This window comes from Acidicapsa dinghuensis (genome assembly GCF_025685685.1).
In the GTDB taxonomy this organism is placed as follows: Bacteria; Acidobacteriota; Terriglobia; order Terriglobales; family Acidobacteriaceae; genus Acidicapsa; species Acidicapsa dinghuensis.
The window spans coordinates 220,995-242,717 of the sequence record NZ_JAGSYH010000001.1 but is presented as its reverse complement, the minus strand read 5'-3'; the positions used below and the strand labels follow the sequence as shown (position 1 = coordinate 242,717).

Below are 21,723 nucleotides of genomic sequence, written 5' to 3'. Positions count from 1 at the left end.
AGCAAAAGACAAATGGAGGTGAGAAGCATGCGCATGGCGTGGACAGGATTGGTGTGTCTAGCGGTAGCGACTGGTGTTCTGCAGGTGCAGGGGCAAAATGCGGGGCATGAAACCGAGCAGGGAACTGTAGTCGACCGCGAGATTCACTCAATCCACTTTGCGGGAAACAAGATTGGGACGAGTCCGGATCGGCGCTTTGCCGTGTATCTGCCGCCGGGCTATGCAGCGGGCGATGCACGCTATCCCGTGATTTATTACCTGCCGGCTCCGTTTGGAAGCTATCGGGCTGTGTTTGACCATGAACATGCCGCGCAGTTGTTTGACAAGGCGATTGCGGCGGGGGAAATAGGGAAGTTCATCGTGGTAGTGCCGGATATGGCTACTCCGCTGGGATGCTCCTGGTATGTGAACTCGCCGGTGACAGGGAACTGGGAAGACTTCATGGTGAAGGAGCTGGTGCCGTATGTGGACGCAAATTTCCGCACGTTGGCGAATCGTGATTCACGGGGCATTGTGGGCGATTTCATGGGAGGATATGGGGCGATTCGCTTCGCCATGATTTATCCGAAGATCTTTGGGACGGTGTATGCGCTGCATCCGGTGGGGACAGGATGGGGATTGCTGCCGATGTATACCCGTCCCGATTGGGATGCTCTGGCCAATGCTAAGTCGCTGGACGATGTGCGCAAGGGCGGCTTCAATCAGATATTCATTGGCATTTATCAGGCGCATTTGCCGGATGTGAATAAGCCGCCGCTTTATATCGATCTGCAGGCACGTAAGGACGGGGACAAGTATGTGGTGGATGCCGCAATGACACAGCGTTTACGGGAGCACTTCTTTCTGGAGGCGATGATTCCGCGCTATGCGGAGAACCTGAAATCACTGCGTGGCTTCAAGTTCGATTGGGATCGGAATGATGGACTTCAGGACCATGTCTATGCTGCCCAGGACTACAGCCGCAAGCTCAATGAATACGGCATTGCGCATGAGGCAGAGGAGTACGACGGGTTGTGGGGATCGGGTAACTGGGGTGCGGATGGGCGTGTTTATACCGAGGTGCTGCCTTTTCTCGCTCGGCACATGGTGTTTGCCGCTGAGGCAGGCGAAGGGCATGCCGGTCACTGAGGAACGGCGTTGGATTATCGACTCCCTGAGTGGACGTGAAAGAATGCGATACGAACTGTTTTGATTCCACTTTAGGTTGCGTGACTTTGGCGACGAAGATTCGACTGCTCTGGTTTTGTGTTTTGCTGCTGCTTGTGCCGCGTGTGTGGGCGCAGGGAACGGTTCCTACCTTTCAACGGACGCTGGGCGGGAATGCTTACACGATGGCGGGGCATGATCCGGCGGTGGCGGGGACGACGACGGTTCCGGTGCTGCTGGTGCCTATCACGCTCACGTTTGAAGGGCACAGCGAGCGGATGAGTGCCGAGGCGGATGTGGCGCGCGTGCTCGAGTCGCCGATCTTCAAGCCTGTTGCTCTGGGCGGTAGCGCGCCGATGCAATATGGCGATGCGCTGCTGCATGCGACGTTTCCGCAGGGAGCGGTTGGGCACACGGTGCTGGAGAAGCCGGAGGTACAGCCGATCACCATCGATATTCCGGCGGGGAATGGGTATCTGCTGCATTCGCGGAAGAATGGCGGGGCGTTTGCGGTGGTGGATTCGGAGTATGTGCAGAAGGATCTCTTCCGGCAGATTCCGTGGACGGCGGGCAAGCTGATCGTCGCGTTCACACATAACACGACGTACTTTGCGGATGCGGATGCGACGGTGTGCTGCACGTGGGGCACGCATGGGATTGACTGGGCGACGGGCGATTCATTTGTGCTGGGGACGTATATTGCAAATGCTCCGGCGATTGTGACGGACCGCGATGTACAGCCGTTGACGCAGCAGTTAGGCGAGTATTTCAACGATCCGAAGCATGATCCGCGGTATTACTTCAAGACGCAGGATGCGCCGGGAAATTTCTTTCCGCCGTGGCGTATGGGGGAGCAGGACGAGAAGTGTGGCGGCTCAGGTGTGGGGACGAACTACTTTCTGCTTGAGCCGACGAATACGAATGCGAAGAACGGGTTTCCGGCTTCGCCGGCTTTCACGGTAAAAGCAGGAGGGTTTGCATATCATCTGCAGAACGTGGCTCTCTTGCACTGGTATCTGAATGGGGTGGTTGTCTCGGGGACATTCAGTTTTCCTGATACGGCGGCGCTGAAATCTCCCGCGGAGCCGTGCATGAATCGGCGAGAGCGAGAGGCGACAAGAGCTGAGACTGCGAGCGCGCTGCCCCAGAGCGGGGCGGGGAACGAGCATAAGCTGATCGGGTATTGGACTGGGTCGCGATTTGGCGAAGGGTCGGAGCCGTTCCGGTTGAAGGATGTTTCGCCGCAGTGGGATGTGATTCTGGCGGCGTTTGCTTCGCCTGATCCGCATGCGCCGGATGGGGTGCTGCGCTATGAGCCGCCGCCGGGGATTGCTCCGGATGAGCTGAAGGCGGATATTGCGCTGCTCAAGAGCCAGGGCAAGACGGTGATGATTTCGCTGGGCGGCGGGGGGCAGTATTTCAAGCTCAACAAGGCGAGCGAGATTCCGGGATTTGTGTCGTCGGTGGCGGCGGTGATTTCAGAGTATGGGTTTGAGGGTGTGGATATCGACTTTGAGACACCGTCACTGGCGCTCGATCCGGGGGACACGGATTTCAAGCATCCGACTACGCCGTCGGTGGTGAACCTGATTGCCGGGTTGCGGGAGTTGCGTGAGAAGTTTGGGCCGGGGTTCAAGATCAGCCTGGTGCCGGAGGGTTCGCAGATTCCGGGGGGGTATGCGACGTATGGCGGGCAGTTCGGGTCGTATCTGCCGCTGATCTGGGGATTGAAGGACATACTCACGTTTGTGGATGTGCAGGACTACAACACGCCTCCGATGGATGGGCTGGATGGGGAGATTTATGAGTCGAACTCGGTGGATTATCACGCAGCTATGACGGAGCTTTTGCTGCGCGGGTTCTATCCGGGTGGGAAGAAGGGCGAGTTCTTTCCGGGGCTTCCGGCGGATAAGGTGGCGGTTGGATTTCTGACAGACTACAACACGCCTGAGGTGGTGGATGAGGCGATGCGATATCTGGTGACGGGCAAGATGCCCGCAGATGCTAAGTACAGATTGCGTGAGCCACGCGGATATCCAGCACTGATCGGCGCGATGTTCTGGACAATTGATGACGACCGACGTGAGGGCTTTCGTTATTCCAACCGGATAGGGCCGGAGTTGCAAAGCTCACCTGCGCAAAGATAGTGATCAGTTTCAACGAGGTGGCTATTTGATTGCGCAGCCACCTCTAACGAAACAGTGGATCAGGAAGATAGGTATCGGTAGTTTTGTTATCGGGCGGTTGCCCAAGCACGAGCTTTCCTTCAGAGAGAAAGAAGGAATATGCTACGTCCCGGCCTGATAGTTTAAATGCATGCGTGTCGGCATTCCACGTGCCATCGAGGGATGTGAAAGGGATCCGTACACTTTCGGTGCCATCAGCGTTGAAGCTATAGATACCCTTTGATTGAGCTTCCTCAAGTGCAGCCAGCCGTGCGTTGGGGCTAGGAACTTTAGGACGATCCAGCTTCCATTTGCCCAGGAGCGGGTCCGTTGCGGAAATTGCTGGCCCAATGCGAGTAAAACTCGACTCTGTTCCACTGGCGCTCAGCACCAGGGCATCGCCCTTTACCGTGAATTGAAGCTTGCTGGGTGGCGCACCGTTTGTGCCGGCCGGCAAAATCAGTGTGTCACCGGATCGAGTCACAGGGACTGTCACTATCGCTCCTACATATTCGGTCAAGGTGCCGTCAGGACGAAAATCCCACCAGGAACCGACACCTCCTTGAGAAGGATGCTCTGCAACCCAACGGCCTACCGGCGTACTACTGACGTGCGTCTGACAGAACATGGCAGTGGATAGCACGGCAAGGCAAACTTGGGGAGCAGATGTTCGAATGAAATGGAGTTTTCGCGGCATAAGACTCTCCTTTCCAACCAGCGGCACACGCTATCTCTAAACAAAGTGTTCGAGCTAGAAGAATCGTGTCAATGCAAGTTGGGAGGAGAGCCAGCCATCTAGGCTTCGCGGCAAAGACTGAGAATCTGATGGCCATACTTGTCTAGCTTGGTCGGCCCCATGCCGGGGATATCTTGCAGTTCATTGGGAGTGGTTGGGCATGCTTGGGCGATGGCGCGCAGAGTGCGGTCGTGAAGAACTACGAAGGGCGGCATGCCGAGTTTTTTTGCAACGGAGGTTCGCCAGGCTTTGAGGGCTTGCTCAAGCTGCTGAGCCGCGGGAGTCAGCTCGATAGATTCCGCGGAGTCTTGATCTGGTTTCTTCGAAGGTGCGCGTTTGGCTGGGCTTTCGGTAGCGAAGAGGCTGGAATCTTTCGATGATCTGCTTTTGCGGGTTGATTTTGCATCGGTAGCCAGGTTGCTGGCGGGGTTGCCGGGCATCAGGAGCTTGCATAGTTCCGCTTCGCCGGATTCTTCCCCGTAAGCGGTGAGTGCGGCTTTGCGGAAGAGGATGGTTTCGCCGTCCTTGATCCACTCTGCGTCTTCAACGGTGATGATGCCGGCGCGCGAAAGTACGGAGAGATAAACGTCCAGTTCCTTACGGGTGAGGTTGGCGGATAGTTCTTTCTGTAAGCGGCCTGTGGATTTGCCTTGCGTGCTGCGCAGGCTGTCGAGGATTTCGCGCAGGTTGCGGAGTTCAGAGGATGTCGCGGTGCGATGCTGCTGGAGCGATGTGGCCGAAGGGTTGCAAAAGTCGCAGATACCGCAGCGGGTGCGGCCATCGGCGGTGTCACCGAAGTGTTGGACGAGCGCGGCCATGCGGCACTCGTGGCCATCGACGTAGCGCTGGACGAGATCGAGCTGGCTGCGGCGGTGATCGGACTGGCGATTGTAGGGAGCGCTCCAGTTGGCGTGGCCGCGTGTGGCGTTGTTGTTGAAATCGACCTGCGCTCCGCCGTGGATGAAGAGCTTTTCGACGGCGATGGAGAAGGTTTCATCATCGACCTGGGCAGCGAGGGCGGCTCGCAGATCGTCGAGCGGCTGCGGCTCATTGCCGAGGGAGTTGAAGACTTTCTGCACGATGTCGATGGGAGGGTAGTCACGCTTGAGGAAGAAGTCGTGGGTACGGATGTCGGCGTAGCTGTGCATAAGGATGGCGCGACTTGGATTGCCGTCGCGACCTGCGCGGCCGATCTCCTGGTAGTAGCCTTCGATGGTTGAGGGCAACGCCGCGTGAATGACGGTGCGCACATTGGCCTTGTCGATACCCATGCCGAAGGCGATGGTGGCGACTACGCACTGGAGTTTGCCGGAGAGAAAGCTTTGTTGCACGCTGTCGCGGATCTCGGCTGGCAAGCCAGCGTGATATGCGGCGGTTGGGAAGAGATGGTTAAGTTGCGCAGCGAGTTCTTCTGCGCGCTTGCGAGCGGGGGCGTAGACGATGGCTGGGCGATGCGATGGATTGGTGAGCAGCTCCGCGATTTTGTCGCCGCGCATGGGTTGGGGAACTTCCGTGACTTCAATGGCGAGATTGCTGCGGCGAAAACCGTGGATGAATTTGCGGGCGTTCTGCAGGCCTAGCTGGGTGAGAATGTCGCGCTGCACTGTGGGTGTAGCGGTTGCTGTAAGAGCGAGGACGGGAGCGGGCCGCAGGGCAGGCAGGTATTGGCCCAGCATGCGGTAGTCAGGGCGGAAGTCGTGTCCCCATTGGCTGATGCAGTGTGCTTCATCGATGGCGATGAGCGAGGGCTTGCGTTTGGCGAGCATCTCAGGGAAGCCGGGGACGCGAAGGCGCTCGGGGGCGATGAAGAGGAACTGAATCCCACCGTTGAGGTAGTCAATGCAGGCCTGGCGGCTCACGGAGCGGTCGAGACCGGAGTGGATGCGCGCGACGCGGAAGCCCTGCGCAGTAAGTTTGGCGCACTGGTCTTCCATCAGGGCGATGAGCGGGCTGACGACAAGGGCGGTGCCTCCGCGGGCGATGGCGGGGAGTTGATAGCAGAGGGATTTGCCCGAGCCGGTGGGCATGACGAGCAGCAGATCGTGGCCGTCGATGGCGGCGCGGCAGACTGCTTCCTGATTCGCGCGGAATGAGGGGAATCCAAATGCCTGCAGCAAGAGAGCGGTGAGAGAGCCTCGGAATTCGGAGGGGTCAGAATCAGAGGAATCAGAACCGGAGGGATCGGGGAGTGTTGCCGCGGCAGACATCTCTTTGATTATCGAGGGTAGGGCTGAGGAAATTGGCTCCTGCCGGAACAGGCTTGCGGTGAGTGTTCCTGAAAAGCAAACGTAAGCGGCGCGGTTTCAGCGATGTTTGTCTACAGAAGGGACCAGTTGCCGGTGGCGAGAATCCAAAGAGCGAGCAGAAGACCGCTGGTTATGTGAGCAATCACTGCGTCGCCGAGCCTGGACTTCCATTTAGCGAGGACTGCGAAGACAACGCCGGAGAGCAGGCCAAGAGGCCAGAGGCGTCCGAACATGAGTCCGTATACAGCAGAGGAAAGAAGTATCGAGAGCGGCGTGATAGCGCTGAATGGTTTTTGGTCGAAGTCGGAATCGGAGAAGCGAATGAGGCGGCGCGTGAGGTAGCCACGGAATGCCAGTTCCTCCGCGACTGGAATCGTGATCACGGCAGCGGCTATGCGGAAGACAATCCATGTGATCCGTGCTTCGGGAGACAGCGTTGCGAGGGAATTAGCGAGTGGGGAAGGCCCGGCTGGTTGCAGGATATGCGAAGCAGCTAATCCAAGGGCGAAGACGACTACGCCAGCCAGAGGGGCAGTGAGGCTGAATCTCCAGTTGATCTGTTTCAGGTCGTTGCGATAGTGCCATAAGGCTAATGCGGCAGCTACAAATCGCAGAGGATAGAGCCACTCGAAGGAGCCCGACGCAGCGCGGGAGATGAATGAAGCCGCCAGGATCGCGAGAAAGGGCATCAGGTAGGCAGCGATGGCTGGCGACTCGCCGCTTTCATTGATTGAGGCGAGGGATTCAGAAGATGCTGAGCCGGAAGCAGAGATGGCGCCAGGGCGCTGGAACCAGCGGATTCTACGTGCCGAGACGGAAAAGGCAAGCGCGACAAGGGTAAAGGCTATCCATCCAGCTTGAGAATGGAAGCCTTCCATGGCGATTTCGGGATGCCCTGCATTTCCGATGACGACCAATGCGGCGATGCGGAAGATATTCAGTATCCAGACGCTGATGAGTGCGCAGGGGACGAGCAGGAGCGCACGCGGGAAGCGCATCTCCTTGCGAAAATACCAGAGCCACAGGGTGGTGAAGATGAGCACCAGGCCGAGGCCTTCGAGGCCGGAGCATTGTTCTGCGATGGTCACGGCGAAGCGGCCGGTTCCAACGATAAATTGCTGTGGATCGATGGTGACGCCGGGCAGCATGGCATTGAGCAACGGTGCAACGCTATGGAAGGTGAGCGCCTGAAGCAAGCGGCCGGGCAGGCTCGATTCCGGGCTCCAGAGTGACTGTGCGGGAAAGCGCAGGCACCAGGCAAGAACGCCGGCTACGAGTGCCTGAGCGCCCAGCCATCGTGTGCTGCGAAGTGTTTGAGTCCACGCGCTCAGAGGGATGCATGCCAGAGCGAGCATGGCAAGGCCCACGACAAGAACGACGCGGAGCGCCGCGAGCTGCAGTAGTGCATTGATGCTGGAGTGCGATGTCTGGGATGCATTGTAGTTTGCAGACGATACAGCAACAATGCAAGCGGCATGGACAGTGAAGAGCGAGATGGAGAAGGGAAGTGGAGTCTGCTGCTCTTTAAGCCAGGAGAAACCCAGTCCGACAAATGCTGCAAAAGCCACGATGCCTATGGGCGCGAGTGGGCCTAGTAGAGCGAAGTTGTGGGGAATGTATGCCAGGACGGCCACATCGAGCGCGACGCATGCTCCCAGAAGCATGAAACGGCTTAATAACGTGGAGAAGAATGATTGAGCAGGCGAGGAAAGCTCGGCAACAACAGCCGGATGTTGAGGCGACGTGTTGGCTGAGATCGATCTCAAAGAAACACGGATTCCATTCCGGATTCTGACAGCAAATCCCTGGGATGAGGCTTTCCTGAGTATGCCGCCAGAGAAGCGGGCGACCGAAGCCGCCCGTCAAAGGACCGCCTACAGGCTTGCAGCCTTCTTGCGACGGCTGCCCATAATTGCAAGGGAGCCAGCAAGCAGCGCTACACCGCTCCACGCCAAACCGGGATCGATCTCAGGAGCCACATTTGGAGTTCTTGGGCGTGGTCCTTCCGGGTCAGCGTTGTTGATGTGCGGAGTCTTCGGGGTCGGTGTCATCTGATGATATGAACCGCCGTTCAACGATGGATCAGCCTGAGCGTACCGATTTGCACCTGCGAGAAACGCCAAGGCCAGGACTGAAATTTTAATAAGGTTCTTCATGTTGTCCTTTCGGGTTACGGCAGCAGGGAAGCCGTATCACGCAGGTGCATCGGTAGCATCTTCTAATTTCACTATCGAGGCTCTTATTTCTAACTAATCCTGAGTGTAGCGGGTAAATGTTCACTTCCTGCAGTCGAGTTATCCAAGTTGACCCTAGGCGGTAGATTCTTGCCTTCGCTTTGGATGGACATTTTTACAGCAATGCCGATCGTAAAAACGAGTGGAAAGGACGCACCCTCCTAAAGTACGTGCCTGGCGCAGCTCTGGTATTTTCCGTATCCGGGCTGACGAAAGAGCAGAGGCTTACACTTTCCCCATCTACGGCTACCAAAGCGGCTCTTGCTGTAATGCCACCTCGTGATTAGATTCAATGATTTGCGCCTCAAGGGATATCCCGCAAGGGTTGCTGATACAGCCCGCATTTGGGGGATAGCCGATGGCTCGACCGTAAGCTGATGCTGATTACTCTTGAGAATTGAACGAGTTACCTGCCGGGAGGCTTTGACGGACAGCTATGAATAACGCTGAAGCGGCAGCGAGCTTTGTTCCATCACCGTTTTGAATGGAAGCCTCTGTCCAGTGCTTACGGCCTTCGCTGCGGATTACCCGGCCAGTGATGCGAATGGGGCTTTCAGACGGGACGGGGCGAAGATACTCAATTTGCATCTGACGGGTCATCGCAGTAACGCCACCGGCGCGATTGGCCTTGCTCATCGCTTCATCGAGCAGCGTTGCGATGATGCCGCCGTGCAGGCAGCCGGGAGGGCCCTCATAGTTGCTCGAGACAATAGCATCACAAAGAACGGCTCCATCGGGGGCTACGGAAAAAGTGAGGTGCAGTCCAACAGGATTGCCAGTGCCGCAGCCAAAACAGTGATTCTGCGCTCCATGATAGAGAGGCGTGGTTTCCTGCTGATTGTTCGAATGATTGGCTGTTTGCGTCATAGGGACGATCCCAAAATGCTGGTGAATAGATCGGAATCAATATTGGCGCCGGTGAGGACGATGCCGATGCGTTTGCCTGCGCTTTGCACGCCCTCGCGTAATGCACCGGCAAGAGCCGCGGCTGCAGCACCTTCGGCAAGATTATGAGTGTCGTGATAGCAAGCGCGCATCGCATGCGCAATTTCCTCGTCGCTGACCTCAATGATGCGGGCTACGTTGTCCCAAATAATCTCCATAGCGAGCCTGTTTGGGATGCGGCAGGCGAGGCCGTCTGCTATCTGAGTGCGGGAGGGAGCCTCAACGATCTGATGCTGCGCGAAGGAAAGTGCATACGAGGGAGATTGGCTGGCCACAACGCCGACGATCTCAGTTTTCAGGCCAAGCGCGTTGCGTACTGCAGAGACACCGCAAATAGAAGAGCCAAGGCCGATGGGGACATAGATGATGTCGAGCGGAGGAACACCACGGAAGAATTCGAGCGCGTACGTGGCTGTGCCCATAACTAGCCGAGGATGGAAGGATTCAACAAAGGCATGCGTGCCGGAATTTGCTGGGCTCGACGCGAGGTCGCGGGCGAACTCGAGCGAGGCCTGGAAGTCGCTGCCGTGTTCTATGAGCTCGGCGCCTTGAGCCTGCATTGCCAGGTTTTTCTCTTTGCTGTTGCCGTGGGGAACGACAATGACGGTGCGAAGGCCGTAGTTGTGCGCCGCGAAAGCCACACCCTGACCATGGTTGCCGCGAGTGGCTGCTACGACAGTAGTGAGATTGGGATGGTTTTCGCGAAGCCACGCCGCATATACCAAGGCGCCGCGAATCTTGAATGCGCCTACGGGTGAGTGATTTTCATGCTTGATCCATGCCTCGATAGGACCGTTGCCGGAAGCACCTGCGCTTAGACGCTGATTGAGCAGCGGCCAGGAATACTGCGGGGTGGGCGGCATGGCGCGATATACGATGGATTGCGCTGCCTCGATCTCGGGCAGGGTGGGCAACTGCATATTTTCAGCTTACGATAAGGTGCGTGTATTCCTGTTTATGACCCTCTGCAAATGAAGCGCGTGCAGTGCGCTCACTGTGCTGCGTGTGCGGCCTCATAGGAATCAGATTCCACTTACTACACCAGGAGATATTGGGGTGATGAATCGCAGATTGGCATTGAAAGAGATGATGGGCGCGATGAGCGTGTTGATTCTTGGCGCAAAGAACAGCTCCGCAATGACTAGCCGGCTGTCTGGTATGGAAGCTGAGGGACAGGCGACTCCTATGCCCGCTCCGTCCGGACCATTCACGCTGCCCGCGTTGCCGTATTCCTACGACGCTCTGGAGCCTTACTTCGACGCGGAGACAATGCATTTGCATCACGACAAGCACCATCAATCGTATGTGGACAAGTTGAATGCGGCTGTTGCGGGATATCCCGATCTGGCGAGCCGATCTGTATACGATCTGGTGGCAAATCTGGATGCGATGCCGATGGCGATTCTGAATGCTGTTCGCAACAACGGCGGAGGCCATGCCAATCATTCTTTCTGGTGGACGACGCTGGCGAAGAGTGGGAGCGCAGGTGCGGGTCCGAAGGGAGAGCTGGCGAAGGTGATTGATGCTAAGTTCGGCAGCTTTTCGAGCTTTCAGGAGAAACTGACGGCTGCAGCTACTGGAGTTTTCGGCAGTGGATGGGCGTGGCTGGTGCTGATGCCTGGTGGGGAATTGGAGATTCAGACTACTCCGAATCAGGATAGTCCGCTGACGGTAGGGCACAAGCCGGTGCTGGGCATCGACGTATGGGAACACTCATACTATCTGAAGTACAAGAACAAGAGGCCTGATTACGTGAAGGCTTATTTTTCAGTGATTGACTGGGATGGCGTGAGCGCTAAGTTTGCTGACGCAAAGTAAGTTTGCTGACACAAAAAAGGAAGCTTGAGCCTTGGGGTTTTTCCATACGGGAAGGGAATTGCGTTGGAGACGGGCAGCAGGACTCTCGATCTTTGCTGCCTTTGTACTTGTTGCGGTGGGTTGCCGCAGACAGCCTGAACTCACGCCGGAGCAGGCGGAAGGGCAGCATCTCTATGTGGTGCGATGCGCGCATTGTCATGAGGATAATGATCTGGGGCTGAAACCTCCTCCGCCGAAGCTGCAAGGAGTGATGCGCAAGGGGAAAATGCCGAGCCGGGCGGTTGCGACGGATCAGAGTGTGGCACAAACCGTGCTGGCGGGAAAAGGGAAGATGCCTAGCTTTGCCGGGAGATTTACTGAGGAGCAGATGCGGGCGTTGATTGCTTATCTGAGGACGGATATGCCGCTGCCGCAACAGTAGCGCATTGATTGCAACTGGCTCAGCTAAGAGCTTCGCGAAATCCGCCCGGATCTTCCAGCGCGGCACCGGAAGCGCAGTAGGGACAGGACGATGGGGCCAGATGTCGTTGGGGATCGCTGCGAGAGTTTCGAGAGGAATGCCTTTGGAGGCGGCGAAGTCGGACGCTGCAGAGCCCAGCACCACAAGGGAACCAATCGCAATGACTTGAGAGCCACAGGATTCAAGATGGTTGTATGTTCCGCGAACCGCAGAACCGGCGTTGGTGACATCGTTGATGATCGCAATTCGTTTATTTCGGACGCGCGCGCGTAACTGATCAGGAAGGTGATGGCCCGCTGGAAATAGCCCGTCCGCGGATGGCTGTGCGTGCCGCTCTGTGTAGAGGAATTCCTTGCCCAACTCCTCGGCGATCGTCAGCGCGATAAACGCACCTTCAACGAACGGACCACAAATGTAGTCGAACTCCAAATTGGCGAGTCGTGCGGCAAGGGCTTGGGCCAGGGGGCGAATGCGTGCCGGTTGCAAGCAAAGCAGTTCGAGATAGAGCCAGAGGCTGCCGTGATGTCCTGACTCGAACAGGAAATGTCCTCGCCGCGCGGAGAGCAGTTCGAGAATCTGGTTCTGCATGGGTTGTTTCCCTAGTTAGGACTGGTACAGGACAAGAATAAGAGATGTGGCCCTTGGACAACGGATATGCTCGACGGCGGTATACTTGAGAACTATGGCGACCGGAAAAACTTTCTATATCGAGACCTTCGGCTGCCAGATGAATGCGCACGATTCCGAAAAAGTGATCGGAACGCTGGAGCAGCAAGGATATGCCCAGGTGCAGGATGAAGCTGAGGCTGACCTGCTGGTGTACAACACCTGTTCGATCCGCGATAAGGCGGAGCAGAAGGTCTTTCATCGGCTGAACGATTACAAGAAGTTTTACAAATCAGGCAAACGCTTTGCTGTGATCGGCTGCGTGGCGCAGCAAGAGGGCGAGCGCATCTTCGAAAAGGCACCCTATGTCTCGCTCGTGGCAGGCTCGGCCTCGTATCGCAAGCTGCCGGAGATGATTGCGCGGCTGGAAGCAGGGGAGTCTCGGATTACTGGTCTGGATGACCGGCAGACGGACGAGACGTTTGAGACGGAGTTCACTTCGCGGCAGAATCCGTATCGGGGATACATTACCATCATTGAAGGTTGCGACAAGTTCTGCGCTTACTGCGTGGTTCCGTATACGCGCGGCAAGGAACGCAGCAGGGGATCGGACTCGGTTCTGGAAGAGGCAAAGCGGATAGCGGACCTTGGGTATACCGAGATCCAATTGCTGGGCCAAAACGTAAACAGCTACAAAGACTCGAGCGGCAAGCTCAGCTTTGCCGAGCTGCTGGCCGCGGTTGGGCAGGTTCCGGGTATCCGGCGGGTGCGGTTTACGACCAGTCATCCGCGGGACTTTACCAAGGATATTGTCGAGGCAATCGACGCTTACGATACGCTGTGCGATCACGTGCATCTGCCGGTGCAGTCCGGCTCCTCGCGCGTGCTGCGGGCGATGGCACGGGAGTATACGCGGGATTGGTATCTGGAGCGGATCGCATGGATGAAGTCAGCGCGGCGGAAGATTTCGATTACGACGGACATCATCGTCGGGTTTCCAGGAGAGACGCCAGCGGAGTTTGAGGAGACCGTCGAATTGCTCAACGAGGTTCAATACGACGGAGTCTTCGGCTTCAAGTATTCGCCACGGCCTAATACTCCGGCGCTGGTGATGATCGATTCGATTTCGGAGGCGGAAAAATCGCTGCGGCTTCAGGTACTGTTGGATCGGCAGCGCGAGATTCAGAGAGTAAATTATGACAAACACTTAGGGGAAACCCTTGAAGTGATGGTTGAGGGAATGAATCCGACGCGAGGGCAGGTGACTGGGCGCAGTTCGCAGAATAAGCCGGTAAACTTCACGACGGCTTCACCGATTGCGCCAGCGCCTGGCAGCTATGCCCGGGTGAAAGTAACCAAGACCTTTCCCAATAGCCTGGCGGGAGAAGCGGTATAGGAGGTGTGGCATGGACGTGGAAGTTCGGGTACGCGGGTGGATGATGGATCCGAATACGAATATGCCCATCGTGGTGCTGAAGGATGTGACCTCGGATGCTGTGATGCCGATCTGGGTCGGCATCTATGAGGTGAACGCGATCGCAGTGGAGATCAATAAAGAGGTCGGTCCTCGACCAATGACCCATGATCTGGCGCGAAATCTAATACAAAACTTGAATGCCCACCTGGATCGTGTTGTTATTACAGAGCTTAGAGATGATACATTTTACGCTGTTCTGTGGTTGACTCAGAACGGCGAGGTAGTCACCGTGGACGCACGACCTTCCGATGCAATCGCACTGGCGCTGCGGGCAGATTGTCCGATTTATGTCTCGGAGCAGGTGTTGGCAGCAGCGAGATTGACTCCGCCGTCATCCATGGAAGGCCCCAGCAACGAGGACCTGCGCAAATGGCTTGAGGGACTCAATGACGAAGACCTCGGACGCTACAAGATGTGAGCTGTGTGTTTTTTCACCTCATGAGTGAAGGAACACAAGGGAAGAGATAGAAGGAATAGGGGGTTAGGCGAAGGCGCTTTTATATCGATGTTTGGTTTACAGAATATCTGTTATCGGACATGATCTAATAATCCACCACCCAAGCCCGCTTTGCTTGTAGTTGTCCATTCCTGCTGCGGTTCTGCAACATCTCGCATCATTTCATGGCAAGTTTCACAGCACGGTTGAAAAAGAATTGGTGCAATCGTTCGTCTCCAATTCCAGAACAACACGATTGCGGCCAATTTGAGGTCGTAGCCGATTCTTCTAAATAAATGAACGGGATCGGCCAGTGCCCTTTCTCGTATATGCTGCGGTACACCGTAAACCACAGTTCGGGCAGCGACTTGCAGCAAGCGAAATGAACGATAAAGGTGCGTTCCCTCCGGATAAATGTTCATGAACAGCAGGGTGGAAAACCCTTTATGTCGCAGTGGCTTCGCGCCGGCTCTACGCTCCCAAGGGTGATAAACCCGGGCGTCGCGAAGAAACATGACCGGAGAGAATTTCAAGGCCCTCAAATACAGATCCATATCTTCGTTTGCAGCAAATCGAAATCGCTCGTCGAATCCCCCGATTTCGTTGAACAGGCTGCGGCGGATTGCAAAATTACAAGACCAAAGATGGCCGCCGTCCTCGTTCTCGGGTACGACATCTGCGAAGCCGCGCATCCGTCCAGTCGCGGAAATTCTGCCTTCAAATACAGATACTTCCGGGGTCCTAAAGGACGCGGCCAGGTAGCTGTCGATCAGACCCGCGTCCGGAATACAATCGTCATCCAAAAAGATAAGCAGTTCTCCAACCGCATGTGCTGCACCGAAGTTGCGATTAGCGGCAGGTCCCTTTTTAGGCCCCTGAACGACGGCCGCCTTGAAGCCGACGCCATCGATCACTCGGCGGGTTTCATCGGCGTCACCATCGTCACTGATGATGATTTCGTAATCTGCGCTTGCATCGAGGCGCTCGACACAACGTAGCAGTGAGTCAGGGCGTCCGCGGGTTGGAATCACGATCGAGACCGCTGGAATGTTCATGCCGTCGTGACCTCATCCATGAGAGCCGTTCCAGTACGCATTTGGGCATGAGAAGTACCTGCCGGGACAATCTTGTCCTTCATGCGAAGAATATGTCGCTCGACACCATACCAAAGGCCGTATGCGATCGCTAAACTGATGGGAATGCCGATTACAACCGCTAACACGGCTGCGAATCGGGTAGATAGATGCAGAGTAGCTACCCAATCGGCGGTGAGGAATCGTACCGGATAATTGAATAAATAGAGACTATAACTCACCATGCCAACCGATCTTAGCCAGCTCATTCGAAAAGTCCTAACTGACAGGCGATCACTTCCAGCGAAGCGAATGAGGTAAAAGGTAATCAACGCAAAAGAGACGTCGGCCAGAACCAACCCCGGAGATGTTATCCAGGCCGAAGACTGGTTTCCATGCAAAGCGACCCAATATATGACGCTGATTGCCGGGATAATCAGAGCCGCCCAGTTGAAGAATGCGTCTTTTGCTCCCCAGTCTTTAAGATTGCGATTGCGCAGCCGGACAAGAAAAGCAACTACTGCCCCATAAGCCAATCCGTCCATTCGGCAGTAGAAGGTAAAGATCTCTGGAAATTTTGGCGTGTGAAAATGCCACCGCAAGAACGGCGGCAACAGGATCATCAGGGCTATCGTCAGCATCAGGCCCGGTTTTCTCAAATAACGCACGATCGGCGCCCAGATCGTGTAGAAGATCTCTTCGACAGACAACGTCCACAAAACAGCGAGGCCGGCACCGACAGCTCTCGGAATGACAGGCGGCACGGCCATTAAGGCTTTAGGCTGCCCAAGAAACAGGCTGGTGTAATAGAAGACATATTGCAGCCAGAGGTCCCAGGTTCCATGCAACCCTGAAATCATGCTGTAAGTGATATAGATCGCCAGACCGATCAAATATGGAGGAAAGATACGAAGTGCGCGCCTACTGTAGAAGACTCTGAAATAATGTGGCTTGGATCGTAGATCAAGCAATATGCTGGTGATCAAGAAACCCGACAAAATGAAGAATAAATCGACACCTAGCCAACCGTAATTGGATCCGGTAATAGGCGCCCAGGGAAGGTAATGATTGAGTAGAACAGCCAGCACAGCAATTCCGCGCAATCCATCGAGCTCCCTAATACGCATTCAGGAGCTCCTCCTCAACCTGCTTAAGCCCTTTTTCGGGAGCATCAAATCTGCCTCCAAATCCATTTAGGACGCATTTAAGAATTAAAGAACTACATCTTCGACTTTATCGTGCGGAGCTTCAAAGCACAAGGAGCCCAAAGTACTCTCGCTGAGGAGTTCTTGACAGCCGCCCGTGCCGTTGTTTCGAACACGTTAAAACAGAAGAACAGGCTCTCAATTGGCTATTGTCTCGATCCATTAAGTTCTGTGATATCAGGCTGTCTAAATCAGAACACGAATCATTTCACTGTTATCTGGCACCTGCATCTCACGAATAGCGGGGTTGTTCAAAAGCTACAGAGGTGGTTAAAAATTTGATGCCTGGTCGACCTTATCTCCACTGCGTGTTGGGCATCCTCTGCTTGTCAGGTGTGCCCCGTACGGGGCAGGCGATGGGGGATGAAGGAAATTCGCACACGATCGTACAACAGGCTGTTGCCACCGAGTTGACCGCGGACCGGAACGATCACACACACTGGCTTTACTTTGAAGTGGATAAAAAGCCCGACAAGGCGGTTTCTCAATGGGTGGCCGAGACGGCTCACGGAAATCTCAAGCGGGTTGTCGAACAGAACGGCCAGAAGGTGCCCGAGACCCAGCAGCGCAAGTCAATGGACAGCTTTTCGCAAGACCCAGATCAGGTCGCCAAGCAGCGCAAGAATGAGCAGCATGATGACGCACAGGCTACGGAGTTGCTGAAGTTGCTGCCGCAAGCTTTTGTCTGGACCAAGACTGACGAGGCGGATGGGAATATTACGCTGCATTTCAAACCGAATCCCCAGTTCCATCCTCCGGACTGGGAATCGCGAGTTTTTGCAGCGATGGAGGGCGACATGGTGGTGGATATGGCTGAACACCGCATCGTGAGCCTGAAAGGCAAGATGATTCGTGATGTGAAGTTTCTTGGCGGACTCCTGGGCGGCCTGAAGGCCGGAGGGACGTTTGATGTTGAGCGGCGCAAAACCGGCGGGAACGAATGGCAGATTACCGAGACGCATGTTCATATTCAAGGGCGGGCCCTGCTTTTCAAGAGCATTTCTGAGAACGAAGACGACGTGAAGACGAAGTTCAAAGAGTTGTCCGCCGACGTATCTCTGCACCAGGCTGAAGACGATCTGATGCATGCCGCGAGCTAGCTGAATTCCCGCATTATGCTGCTTCCCTTCCCAGGATTCGCTACCATTTGAGGTTCATTGCGGCGTCTGTTCGATCTAAGCGCTATGCCGCTGCATGGGGAGGTGGGGAGCATGACATTGAAATTTACGACCTCGTTTCTTGAGGACGCGATCGGCGTTTTTCAGCGCTACAAGAAGCTTGCGGAAGCTGCGATGACACAGGTATCGGAGGAGCAACTTGCGGTTGCGCTTGACGAGGAATCAAATTCAATCGCGATCATCGTAAAGCACATGGCTGGGAACATGCTGTCGCGGTGGACGGATTTCCTGACAACCGATGGTGAGAAGCCGTGGCGCGACCGGGACTCGGAATTCGAAGTGCCTCCAGCTAACCGGGAGGGGTTGATGGCTCTATGGGAGCGGGGATGGGGGACGCTGTTTGAAGCGCTTAATGGGCTGACGGAGGCCGATTTAGCCCGTACTGTCATGATCCGAAGCGAGGCGCATTCGGTGATGCAAGCGGTGAATCGACAATTGGCGCACTATCCGTATCACTGCGGACAGATCGTTTTTATAGCCAAGCATTTAGCGCGCGAAAAATGGAATTATCTTTCAGTTCCGCGCGGGCGGTCTCAGGAGTTCAATGCGCAGGTAGTGGCTGGAAAGATCAGCCAGCGCTGAGTTCAGAGTGTTTCCAGGGCTTCCGAGCTGGCCGAGGCCAGATTCAAGCGAGATGATGAATGGCGCCAGCGGCGCAAGAGAAGCAGTGAGATTATGATCAGCGCGAGGGTGAGCCCGATCCAGGTGCCGTAGATACCCCACTTGAGAACAAAGCAGAGGATTAGTCCGAGCGGCAGGCCAAGGATCCAGTAACCGATGAAATTGGCGATCATGGGGGTGCGGGTTTCACCCAGGCCCCGGAGGGCTCCGGTGCACACGGTCTGGATGCCATCGAAGATCTGGAAGGCGGCGGCGATCCAAAGCAGGCTGGGGCCGACGGCGAGAACTCGAGGGTCGTTGGTGAAAAGCTCGATGAGCGGTTTCGGCGCAACAACAAAGACAACCGCAGCTAACAACATGAATGCGGTTCCGAGGCCAAGGCAAAACCAGCCAGCGCGGCGAGCTTTGGCTTCGTCTCCAGCACCGATGGCATGGCCGACGCTTACCGCCGCTGCCGCAGAAATACCGAGCGGGACCATGTAGGTGATGCTTGCGTAGTTGATAGCGATCTGATGGGTGGCTACGGCAACGGGTGAAAGCCAACCGGCAGAGAGAGTGGCTGTATTCCACGCTCCTACTTCAAGAAGAATCTGCCCTGCAGCTGGTAAACCTAAGCGGCAAAGCTGTTTAATTCGATCAATTTGTGGTCTTGCCCAATGCTTGAAAAGCGGATGGCCGCGCTTACGCTCATAGCGCCAGGCGAAGAGCATGAGGAATACGCCCATGGAAATGCGAGCGATGACGGTGGAGAGAGCCGAGCCTCGGACACCCATGGCTGGAAAGCCCCAATGACCGTAGATGAGGACCCAGTTCCCTCCCCAGTTGAGCAGGTTGGCGGCGACATAGACGAGCGTGATGACGCGTACCTCGCCGACGCCCTGCAGGTATCGGCGGGCAGCGGAATAAACCAGCAGCGGAAAGAGGCTCCATACCAGAACGCGGAGATAGGCTGCTCCGGGGATGGCTACTGAGGGAGTGATGCCGACGCGGACGAAGGCGAAGCTCGCCAAAGCTGCGAGGATCATGAGCGGCGGCGTGATAAAGATAGCGAGATAGATGCCCTGGGCGAGCCAGCGATGGCATTCGTCGTAGTCTTTACGACCCTGGGCCTGAGAAACGAGAGTGTCGAGGCCGAGCTGCAGGCCGACGCCGAAGAGCGACGGGGTGTAGAAGACGGCGTTACCCACGGCAACTGCACCGATGGCCGCAGGACCGAGGCGGCCTACCATGATGGTGTCCACGACACCTTGCGCCATCCAGCCGAGTTCGCTCAGGACGACGGGAACGGCGAGCTTTGTGAGCTCGGCCAGTTCCCTTCTCCAGATATGGCTCTCTATGCGCTCGACGGCCTTGGGCATCCCTCTAATGTAACCGGTCTTGCAGTGGATTTGAGGGGCTGTCGTCTAATGCCAATTCATTGTATGTTACAGATTATTGGCGGAGTAAAATAAATATTTTCTTCATGTTAAATTGTTTTTACGAATATTTACTTTATCTAAAACCCTTGATTCTACTGTTGACATTGAATTTACTTTTCAGAAATCTCGTAAATCTCTGAGCCTGCGGGCGGGTAGGCACTGAAGACATAGCTGGAGGGTGGCTCTGACAAATGGACAGCGATGAATATGAGACACTGGGAGAGTAGAAGCTCTTGTTGGGCGGCCCGGCTGGCGTGCCCGAACCAACTTCAACAATTTTAGAAACAAGACGCCCGGCGGGTGTTCCCTGTTGTGTGGCGCAAGGCTTGCCGCTTGGAGTGCGCGGCTGAGGATTGGGAGCAGATGATCAGCGTTAGCAGTGTGTCAATGCGTTACGGTTCGAAGATTCTGTTTGAAGACGTGAGCGTGACGTTTACGCCGGGACGGCGGTATGGACTTACGGGGCCGAATGGTGCCGGAAAGTCGACGTTTATGAAGGTGCTGACGGGCGAGCTTGAAGCGCAAAAGGGCTCCGTAGTAAGGCCGCGCAAACTGGGCGTGCTGCGGCAGGATCAGTTCCAGTTCGATGCGTTTCGGGTGATCGACACGGTGATCATGGGCAATGCCCCGCTGTGGAAAGCGCTTGAGGAGCGAGATCGTATTTATGAGAAGCCGGAGCTGACCGATGAGGATGGCATGCGGCTGGGCGAGCTCGAAGGCGTGATCGGCGATGAGGATGGGTACACGGCCGAGAGCGATGCCGCGGTACTGATGCAAGGGCTGGATATTTCCGATGAACTGCATGAACGCAAGATGGGTGAGTTGCAGGGCGGACAGAAGGTGCGCGTGTTGCTGGCGCAGGCACTGTTTGGCAAGCCGGACGCACTACTGCTGGACGAGCCCACGAACCATCTCGATCTCGAATCGATTCACTGGCTGCGCGAGTTCCTAGTTGGATTTCAGGGGACGCTGATTACGATCTCGCATGACCGCCATTTTTTGAATGCGGTGACAACGCATACGGCGGACATCGATTATCAAACCATCATCGTTTATACCGGCGGTTATGACGAGATGGTGGTGGCGAAGACTCAGATTCGTTCGCGGCTGGAATCTCAAAACGAGCAGCGCGAAAAGAAGATTGCACAGTTGAATGAGTTTATCTCGCGGTTTGCAGCCGGTACTCGTTCGACGCAGGTAACGAGCCGCAAGAAGGAAGTAGAGCGGCTGCAGACGGCTGAGCTGGCGCGGTCGAATATTCAGCGCCCGTTTATCAAGTTCGATCAGCTACGGCCGAGCGGCAAGCACGTGCTGGAGTTTGAAGGGCTGGCGAAGGCTTACGGCGATCAGACGGTCATCAAGGGTTTCAGTGGCGCGGTGATGCGCGGCGAGAAGGTTTGTCTGATGGGGCGCAACGGCGTGGGCAAGACGACGATGCTGAAGAGCCTGCTGACCGGCTCGAAGGATGTGGCCGAGAAAGACTTTTCGCTCGACGGCGGCGTGGTAAAGTGGGGTCACGAGGCGCAGATCGGGTATTTTCCTCAGGACGTGACGGGTCTGATCGAGCCGGGGCTCACGGTCAATGAATGGCTGCATCAGTGGGATCCGAAGGTAACGCTGGAGGAGATTCGCGGGCTGCTGGGACAGATGCTCTTCCGCGGTGAAGAAGGACTGAAGCCGACCAAGGCGCTCTCAGGCGGCGAATCGGCGCGGCTGCTCTTCTGCAAACTGATGCTGCTGAAGCCGAACATTCTGGTGCTGGATGAGCCTACCAATCACCTCGATCTTGAATCGATCAATGCGCTGAATATTGCACTGCAGCGGTATGAGGGGACGGTGTTCCTGGTGACGCACGATCAGGATCTGATCGAAGAGGTGGGAACGCGGCTATGGAACTTTGAGCACGGCGAAATCGAAGACCACAAGGGACCGTACGAGGAGTGGGCGGAGAAGAAATAA

Annotated in this window: 18 protein-coding genes; 8 read left to right on the top strand and 10 right to left on the bottom strand. The window is 55.9% G+C overall.

Annotated elements, in window-relative coordinates; translation table 11 throughout:
- Positions 1-33 precede the first annotated feature (33 nt).
- Together OHL22_RS00905 and OHL22_RS00900 are read left to right on the top strand one after the other, a co-directional pair.
- Complete coding sequence (locus tag OHL22_RS00905) at positions 34-1,128, top strand: alpha/beta hydrolase (RefSeq protein ID WP_263332252.1); 1,095 nt, start codon at positions 34-36, stop codon at positions 1,126-1,128.
- A gap of 86 nt (positions 1,129-1,214) precedes the next feature.
- The gene (locus OHL22_RS00900; protein ID WP_263332250.1) at positions 1,215-3,293 is read left to right on the top strand and encodes a glycosyl hydrolase family 18 protein; all 2,079 of its coding nucleotides are present in this window, start codon (positions 1,215-1,217) and stop codon (positions 3,291-3,293) included.
- Positions 3,294-3,336: 43 nt separating this feature from the next.
- Here OHL22_RS00900 and OHL22_RS00895 read toward each other — a convergent pair whose 3' ends face one another.
- From OHL22_RS00895 to OHL22_RS00870, 6 genes are all read right to left on the bottom strand, one after another.
- On the bottom strand, positions 3,337-4,008 hold the full coding sequence (locus tag OHL22_RS00895) for a hypothetical protein (RefSeq protein ID WP_263332248.1): 672 nt from the start codon (positions 4,006-4,008) through the stop codon (positions 3,337-3,339).
- Positions 4,009-4,106: 98 nt separating this feature from the next.
- On the bottom strand, positions 4,107-6,254 hold the full coding sequence (locus tag OHL22_RS00890; RefSeq protein ID WP_263332246.1) for a RecQ family ATP-dependent DNA helicase: 2,148 nt from the start codon (positions 6,252-6,254) through the stop codon (positions 4,107-4,109).
- A gap of 110 nt (positions 6,255-6,364) precedes the next feature.
- Positions 6,365-8,059 (bottom strand): exosortase E/protease, VPEID-CTERM system, encoded by a 1,695-nt coding sequence (gene xrtE / locus OHL22_RS00885; protein ID WP_263332244.1) that lies wholly within the window; start codon positions 8,057-8,059, stop codon positions 6,365-6,367.
- A 108-nt stretch (positions 8,060-8,167) separates the two neighbouring features.
- Positions 8,168-8,449, bottom strand: coding sequence for an LPXTG cell wall anchor domain-containing protein (locus tag OHL22_RS00880; protein WP_263332242.1), 282 nt, complete (start codon positions 8,447-8,449; stop codon positions 8,168-8,170).
- Positions 8,450-8,911: 462 nt separating this feature from the next.
- Positions 8,912-9,394 carry a PaaI family thioesterase gene (locus tag OHL22_RS00875; protein ID WP_263332240.1) on the bottom strand — a complete coding sequence of 161 codons (483 nt, stop codon included), beginning with the start codon at positions 9,392-9,394 and terminating at the stop codon, positions 8,912-8,914.
- On the bottom strand, positions 9,391-10,392 hold the full coding sequence (locus OHL22_RS00870; RefSeq protein ID WP_263332238.1) for a threonine dehydratase: 1,002 nt from the start codon (positions 10,390-10,392) through the stop codon (positions 9,391-9,393). The genes OHL22_RS00875 and OHL22_RS00870 overlap by 4 nt, the downstream gene beginning before the upstream one ends.
- A 139-nt stretch (positions 10,393-10,531) precedes the next feature.
- Here OHL22_RS00870 and OHL22_RS00865 point away from each other — a divergent pair, with 139 nt between their 5' ends.
- Entirely contained in the window at positions 10,532-11,290 is a 759-nt protein-coding gene (locus OHL22_RS00865; RefSeq protein WP_449489622.1) for a superoxide dismutase, read from the top strand.
- Here OHL22_RS00865 and OHL22_RS25185 read toward each other — a convergent pair.
- The gene (locus OHL22_RS25185; RefSeq protein ID WP_263332236.1) at positions 11,268-12,338 is read right to left on the bottom strand and encodes a hypothetical protein; all 1,071 of its coding nucleotides are present in this window, start codon (positions 12,336-12,338) and stop codon (positions 11,268-11,270) included. The genes OHL22_RS00865 and OHL22_RS25185 overlap by 23 nt on opposite strands.
- A 94-nt stretch (positions 12,339-12,432) precedes the next feature.
- On the opposite strand from OHL22_RS25185, the gene miaB reads away from it, so the two are divergent.
- Both miaB and OHL22_RS00850 read left to right on the top strand, forming a co-directional pair.
- Complete coding sequence (miaB, locus tag OHL22_RS00855) at positions 12,433-13,752, top strand: tRNA (N6-isopentenyl adenosine(37)-C2)-methylthiotransferase MiaB (protein ID WP_263332234.1); 1,320 nt, start codon at positions 12,433-12,435, stop codon at positions 13,750-13,752.
- 10 nt (positions 13,753-13,762) lie between these two features.
- Complete coding sequence (locus OHL22_RS00850) at positions 13,763-14,251, top strand: bifunctional nuclease family protein (RefSeq protein WP_263332232.1); 489 nt, start codon at positions 13,763-13,765, stop codon at positions 14,249-14,251.
- Between the two features lie 110 nt (positions 14,252-14,361).
- Here OHL22_RS00850 and OHL22_RS00845 read toward each other — a convergent pair whose 3' ends face one another.
- Complete coding sequence (locus OHL22_RS00845) at positions 14,362-15,324, bottom strand: glycosyltransferase family 2 protein (RefSeq protein WP_263332231.1); 963 nt, start codon at positions 15,322-15,324, stop codon at positions 14,362-14,364.
- On the bottom strand, positions 15,321-16,469 hold the full coding sequence (locus OHL22_RS00840; RefSeq protein WP_263332229.1) for an acyltransferase family protein: 1,149 nt from the start codon (positions 16,467-16,469) through the stop codon (positions 15,321-15,323). Before OHL22_RS00840 ends, OHL22_RS00845 begins: the two co-directional genes overlap by 4 nt.
- A 359-nt stretch (positions 16,470-16,828) precedes the next feature.
- On the opposite strand from OHL22_RS00840, the gene OHL22_RS00835 reads away from it, so the two are divergent.
- Together OHL22_RS00835 and OHL22_RS00830 are read left to right on the top strand one after the other, a co-directional pair.
- Positions 16,829-17,647 (top strand): hypothetical protein, encoded by an 819-nt coding sequence (locus OHL22_RS00835; RefSeq protein WP_263332227.1) that lies wholly within the window; start codon positions 16,829-16,831, stop codon positions 17,645-17,647.
- 111 nt (positions 17,648-17,758) lie between these two features.
- Positions 17,759-18,307 carry a DUF1572 domain-containing protein gene (locus OHL22_RS00830; protein WP_263332225.1) on the top strand — a complete coding sequence of 183 codons (549 nt, stop codon included), beginning with the start codon at positions 17,759-17,761 and terminating at the stop codon, positions 18,305-18,307.
- Between the two features lie 2 nt (positions 18,308-18,309).
- Here OHL22_RS00830 and OHL22_RS00825 read toward each other — a convergent pair whose 3' ends face one another.
- Entirely contained in the window at positions 18,310-19,704 is a 1,395-nt protein-coding gene (locus OHL22_RS00825) for an MATE family efflux transporter (RefSeq protein ID WP_263332223.1), read from the bottom strand.
- Between the two features lie 423 nt (positions 19,705-20,127).
- On the opposite strand from OHL22_RS00825, the gene OHL22_RS00820 reads away from it, so the two are divergent.
- Positions 20,128-21,723 (top strand): ABC-F family ATP-binding cassette domain-containing protein, encoded by a 1,596-nt coding sequence (locus tag OHL22_RS00820; protein ID WP_263332221.1) that lies wholly within the window; start codon positions 20,128-20,130, stop codon positions 21,721-21,723.